Source organism: Sphingomonas bacterium (genome assembly GCF_903643065.1).
GTDB lineage: Bacteria > Pseudomonadota > Alphaproteobacteria > Sphingomonadales > Sphingomonadaceae > Sphingomonas.
The window spans coordinates 1-6,102 of record NZ_CAHJWX010000132.1; the positions used below are offsets into that span (position 1 = coordinate 1).

At 69.2% G+C, this 6,102-nt stretch carries 5 protein-coding genes; all 5 read right to left on the reverse strand.

The genetic code is table 11. The annotated features are described in order from the left end of the window. On the reverse strand, positions 1 to 291 hold a 291-nt coding region (locus tag HUU95_RS06160), incomplete at its 3' end, for a hypothetical protein (protein ID WP_174279311.1). 71 nt (positions 292 to 362) lie between these two features. After that, positions 363 to 4,883, reverse strand: a complete 4,521-nt coding sequence (gltB, locus tag HUU95_RS06165; protein ID WP_174279312.1) for a glutamate synthase large subunit — start codon at positions 4,881 to 4,883, stop codon at positions 363 to 365. Continuing rightward, positions 4,873 to 5,364 (reverse strand): hypothetical protein, encoded by a 492-nt coding sequence (locus HUU95_RS06170; protein WP_174279313.1) that lies wholly within the window; start codon positions 5,362 to 5,364, stop codon positions 4,873 to 4,875. The genes gltB and HUU95_RS06170 overlap by 11 nt, the downstream gene beginning before the upstream one ends. Continuing rightward, complete coding sequence (locus HUU95_RS06175) at positions 5,361 to 5,657, reverse strand: nucleotidyltransferase domain-containing protein (protein ID WP_174279314.1); 297 nt, start codon at positions 5,655 to 5,657, stop codon at positions 5,361 to 5,363. Before HUU95_RS06175 ends, HUU95_RS06170 begins: the two co-directional genes overlap by 4 nt. A gap of 109 nt (positions 5,658 to 5,766) precedes the next feature. After that, positions 5,767 to 6,102: FAD-dependent oxidoreductase (locus tag HUU95_RS06180; protein WP_174279315.1), on the reverse strand; the 336-nt coding region annotated here is incomplete at its 5' end.

Consider the following 6,102-nt stretch of genomic DNA (forward strand, 5'->3'; position numbering starts at 1 on the left):
CTGGCCGTACACGTCGGCGCGCAGATGCTGTTCGTAGCGCGGATCGTCGCGGGTCTGGACATCGCGCAACGTGTCCGACGGCCGCGCGCGCGGATCGATCAGCGTCGCCGCCGGGCCGACGCGCGTGTCGAGCACGATATCGGCGAGCTGGTCGATCAGCGCCGCCGCCGCGTCCTGCGCCACCGGGTTCCGCGCCACGCGGGCGAGGTCATCGGCATGCAACGGCACCCGCTGCGCCAGGGTGGGCGTGGCGGCGAGCAGGGCGGGAATGGCGAGGACGGCTAGACGCATGACGCGGATACTCCGAACGAAACCGGCGGAGTCATAGCCGATCGGGCGGCGAACCGCGAGTGAACAGCGCGTCACTCGGCGGCGATGGCGGGCGTCTCGTCGTCGAGCGGGTGCGGCAGGCGGCCCAGCATCTCCTTGGGCACGACCTGCCAGAAGCGGCCCGCCACCCGATCCCAGTCGTCGAGCAGCCCGCGCGCCCACCGGCTGTCGGTCACCGCGACATGATCGCGGATCAGGCCGAGCAGCCGCTCCTCCCACCAGGCGCTGCCGAGCCGCCGCCAGACGATGCTGTCCGGATTGGCGCGCCGATCGAAGCCGCCATCCGCGTCGTACACGAAGGCCGAGCCGCCGGTCATGCCGGCGCCGAAATTGAGGCCGACCGCGCCCAGGATCACCGCCGTGCCACCGGTCATGTACTCGCAGCCATTCGCGCCGCAGCCCTCGACGACGACCGTCGCGCCCGAATTGCGCACCGCGAACCGCTCGCCCGCCTGGCCGCCCGCGAACAGCCGGCCGCTGGTGGCGCCGTAGAGCACGGTGTTGCCGACGATGGTATGGTCCTGGCTCGCGAGCCGGGACGAGACGGAGGGACGGACCACGATCGTGCCGCCCGACAAGCCCTTGCCGACATAATCGTTGGCGTCGCCGAACACCTCCAGCGTCACGCCCCTGACCAGGAACGCGCCGAGCGACTGGCCCGCCGACCCGCGCAGGCGAATCGTGACATGGCCGTCGGCGAGCCGGTCCGCGCCCAGCCGCCGCACGATCTCGCCCGACAGCCGGGTGCCCACCGCGCGGTGGACGTTGCGGACGGAGTAGGTCAGCTGCATCTTCTCGCCGCGCGCGAAGACGGGGGCGGCGTCCTTGAGGATCTGCGCGTCGAGCCCGTCGGGCACTTCGTTGCGGAAGGTCGACAGGCTGAACCGCCGCTCGGCGTCGGTCGCGTCGACCTTGGCGAGGATCGGGTTGAGGTCGAGATCGTCGAGATGCTCGGCGCCACGGCTGACCTGGCGCAGCAGCTCGGTCCGCCCGATCACCTCGTCCAGCGAGCGCACGCCCAGCTTCGCCAGGATATCGCGCACCTCCTCGGCGATGAAGGTCATCAGGTTGATGACCTTGTCCGGCGTGCCGGTGAACTTGGCGCGCAATCGCTCGTCCTGCGTGCAGACACCGACCGGACAGGTGTTGGAGTGGCATTGCCGCACCATGATGCAGCCCATCGCGACCAGGCTGAGCGTGCCGATGCCATATTCCTCCGCGCCCAGGATCGCGGCGACGACGATGTCGCGCCCGGTCTTCAGCCCGCCATCGGCGCGCAGCCGGACGCGGCCGCGCAGGCCGTTGAGCGTCAGCACCTGGTTGACCTCCGACAGCCCCATCTCCCAGGGCGTGCCGGCGTATTTGATCGAGGTCTGCGGCGACGCGCCGGTGCCGCCGGTATGGCCGGCGACCAGGATCACGTCGGCATGCGCCTTGGCGACGCCCGCCGCGACGGTGCCGATGCCCGCGCTGCTGACCAGCTTGACCGCGACGCGCGCGCGCGGGTTGACCTGCTTCAGGTCGTAGATGAGCTGCGCCAGGTCCTCGATCGAATAGATGTCGTGGTGCGGCGGCGGGCTGATCAGCGTCACGCCGGGGGTGGCATGGCGCAGCCGCGCGATCATCTCCGTCACCTTGAAGCCGGGCAGCTGGCCGCCCTCGCCGGGCTTGGCGCCCTGGGCCACCTTGATCTCGATCTCCTCGCACGCGTTGAGATATTCGGCGGTGACGCCGAAGCGGGCCGACGCGATCTGCTTGATCACCGAATTGGCGTTGTCGCCGTTGGCGCGCGGGACGTAGCGCTCGCGATCCTCGCCGCCCTCGCCCGACACCGCCTTGGCGCCGATCCGGTTCATCGCGATCGCCAGCGTCTCGTGCGCCTCCGGTCCCAGCGCGCCCAGGCTCATGCCCGGCGTGACGAAGCGCTTCCTGATCTCGGTGATCGGCTCGACCTGATCGGCGGGGACGCCCTGCGCGGGGAAGCGGAACTGGAGCAGGTCGCGCAGGTAGACGGGCGGCAGGTCGGCGACGCCGCGACTGAACTGGAGATAGGTCTGGTAGCTGTCGGTCGCGACCGCCGACTGCAGCAGGTGCATCAGCTGCGCCGAATAGGCATGCGTCTCCTCGCCATGGCGCTGGCGATAGAAGCCGCCGACCGGCAGCGTCGTCACCACCTCGTCCCACGCCGCCTCGTGCCGCAGCATCGCGTTGAGATGGAGCGAGGCATAGCCCTCACCGCTGATCTTGGCGGGCATGCCGGGGAACAGGTCATTGACCAGCGCGCGGCTGAGCCCGACCGCCTCGAAATTATAGCCGCCCCGGTACGACGAGATGACGGCGATGCCCATCTTGGACATGATCTTGAGCAGCCCGTCCTCCACCGCGACCCGATGCCGCGCGAGGCAATCGGGGAGCGACCGGTCCCCGAACAGCCCGCGCCCGTGCCGATCGGCGATCGCACCTTCCGCGAGATAAGCGTTCACCGTCGTGGCGCCGACGCCGATCAGCACCGCGTAATAATGCGTGTCGAGGCACTCGGCGCTGCGCACGTTGACCGACGCGTAGGAGCGCAGGCCGCGCCGGACGAGGTGGGTGTGGACCGCCGCCGCCGCGAGCACGCCGGGAATGGCGACGCGGGTCGCGTCCACCGTCTCGTCGGTCAGGAACAGCTCGCTCTGCCCGCGCCGCACCGCCTGTTCGGCCTCAGCGCGGATGCGCGCGATCGCCTCACGCAGGTCCGCCGGGCCGCCCTTCCCGTCGGCGCCCGGGGTGAAGGTGGTGTCGATGCTCGCCGCCGCCGGGCCGAAATGGGTGCGCAGCCGGTCCCAGCCGGCGCCGGTCAGCACGGGGCTGTCCAGCACCAGCACGCGCTCGCGCCGCTCGTCGGTGTCGAGGATGTTGGCGAGATTGCCGAACCGCGTCTTGAGCGACATCACGTGGCGCTCGCGCAGCGAGTCGATCGGCGGGTTGGTCACCTGGCTGAAGTTCTGGCGGAAGAACTGGCTGATCAGGCGCGGGCGATCGGACACCACCGCGAGCGGCGTGTCGTCCCCCATCGAGCCGACCGCCTCCTTGGCGCCGTCCACCATCGGCGACAGGATCAGCTCCATGTCCTCCAGCGTCTGCCCGGCCGCGACCTGGCGGCGCAGCAGCTCGGCGCGGGGAAAGCGCGTCACCGCGTCCGACGACGGCAGATCGGCCATCGTCGTGAACGAGGCGGTGCGCGCCTCGTAATCCGCCTCGCCCGCGATCCGGTCCTTGATCGCGCGGTCGCCGAGCACGACGCCCTCGTCCAGGTCGACCGCGATCATCTCGCCCGGGCCCAGCCGGCCCTTGGCGACGATCAGGTCCTCCGGCACCGCGACCATGCCGCTTTCCGAGCCGACGATCAGCAGCCCGTCGCTGGTCAGCGTCGTGCGCAGCGGCCGGAGCGCGTTGCGGTCCATCCCTGCCACCGCCCAGCGCCCATCGGTCATCGCCAGCGCCGCCGGCCCGTCCCACGGCTCGGTGACGCTGGCGAGATAGCGATACAGCGCGGCGTGCGGCGCGGGCGTGTCGCCCTCGATCAGCGACGGCGGCACCAGCATCAGCTTGGCGGTGGGCGCGTCGCGGCCGGCGCGGCAGATCGCCTCGAACACCGCGTCGAGCGCGGCCGTATCGCTGGCGCCGGCCGGGATCACCGGCTTGATGTCCTCCGACTGGTCACCGAACGCGATCGACGCCATCCGGATCTCGTGGCTGAGCATCCAGTTCTTGTTGCCGCGGATCGTGTTGATCTCGCCATTGTGCGCCAGGCAGCGGAACGGCTGCGCCAGCCACCATTGTGGGAACGTGTTGGTGCTGTAGCGCTGGTGGAAGATCGCGACGCGCGACGTGAACCGCTCGTCCTGCAGGTCCGGGTAGAAGTCCGACAGGCTTTCGGCCAGGAACAGGCCCTTGTAGACGATCGAGCGGCACGACAGCGAGCAGATGTAGAAGCCGCTGATCTGCGCCGCGATCACGCGCTGCTCGATGCGGCGGCGCACGAGGTACAGGTTCTTCTCGAACTCGGCCGCGTCGGTCTCGTCCAGGCCCGGCCCGGCGATCATGATCTGCTCGATCTCGGGCCGGGTCGCCTGCGCCTTCATGCCGATGACGGACACGTCGACGGGCACCTGGCGCCAGCCATAGATGGCGTAGCCGGCGTCGATGATCGCGCTCTCCACCAGCGTCCGGCACGTCTCCTGCGCGCCCAGATCGGTGCGCGGCAGGAAGATCATCCCCACCGCCAGCCGGCGCGGGCGCGGCTTGTGCCCGGCGGCGCTGATCGCGTCGTCGAAAAAGGCGTGCGGCAGGTCGAGGTGCAGCCCCGCGCCGTCGCCCGTCTTGCCGTCCGCGTCGACCGCGCCGCGATGCCACACCGCCTTCAGCGCGTCGATCGCCGTGCGCACGACACGGCGCGAGGGCTGGCCGTCGGTGGCGGCGATCAGCCCGACGCCGCACGCGTCCGTTTCGAACTCCGGCCGGTACATGCCGTGCTCGGCGAGATGGGCGCGTTCGGATTCACCCTGCATCGACTGACTCCAGGAGCTTGCGACGAGTGACGTAGTCCATAACGCCCTCAAGTTCGTCGAGTATGGCAAAGCCGGCTGCCGATGCCTCGGTGAGCGCGGTCGCCAACTCGCTCTCGTCCGACGGATATTCATGGACCAGCCGGTTGCGGATCTCGATATAGACCGTCCAAGTCTCCGCCGATTTCAGTGCCTTCGTTCCTTCCAGAAGCGCAAGCAGCCGTCGCAACGGGGGCGGTCGTTCGCCCAGTTCCTCGGCGCGATAAATCGCGCCGAACAGGCGATGAGTCATATGCTCTACGAGTTGCTGGTAACGCTGAATGAAGGCGTCCGTCTCGCGCAGCGCGCCTGCGTCACCTTGCGGTAACAACGCGATCGCCGCCTTGAGTTCAGCACCGTCGAACCGCAGCGAGTCACGAAGTCGATCTGCTACCGACGCGGTCGTCTTGACCGCGTCCAGCAATCGCAATTGGTCGCGGGTCACAGGATCACGCCTTCCTCGCGAGCTATTCTGTCAATCGGCCGCTCCTTACGGCCACGAACAGCAAACACGAGGTCCATCTTCTGCTCGTCGATCGCGTCATACAGACGCCAGCGGAAGGCGGCAGCATGACGAACATCCTGCTGGCCTTCGTTGACTTCGAAGTGTAGATCGATGTCGCCGCCCTTCAGGTCATCTCGCGCTCGACTGCCAAACAAGCGCACGATGACGTCGGAACCAAACACATCGGTCGCAACCGCCTTGATCGCTGCCACCTCGCACTGCTCCAGCCTCATCGCCTCAGCATCCTGTTCAAGCGGTACGGAGTTCGTTTCGACATGGGGGTTCGGTTCATCTGCCCTTCGCCAATGACCGGCGGCATTCCTCCCAAGCTCGACCCCGCGATCATGCCGCCAATCTTTCCTCGGTCGCCTTGGCCTTCAGCCAGCGCGCCATGCTCGCCGCGACGTCGCGGCCGTCGCGGATCGCCCAGACCACCAGGCTGGCGCCGCGCACGATGTCGCCGGCGGCGAACACGCCGTCCAGGCTGGTCATCATCGTCTTGCCGTCGACCAGCAAGGTGCCCCAGCGCGTCACGCCCAGCTCGGGCGCGTCCCACAGCCGGGGCAGGTCCTCCGCGTCGAAGCCGAGCGCCTGGATGACGAGGTCCGCCTCGTGCAGTTCGGCCTCGCCCTCCTCGCGCTCGGGCGCGCGGCGGCCGCTCGCGTCGGGGGCGCCCAG

Excerpts from the sequence above, each read along its gene's own strand:
- HUU95_RS06175 (WP_174279314.1), bottom strand. The coding sequence starts at position 5,657 with ATGAGGCTGGAGCAGTGCGAGGTGGCAGCGATCAAGGCGGTTGCGACC.
- gltB (WP_174279312.1), bottom strand. The coding sequence starts at position 4,883 with ATGCAGGGTGAATCCGAACGCGCCCATCTCGCCGAGCACGGCATGTAC.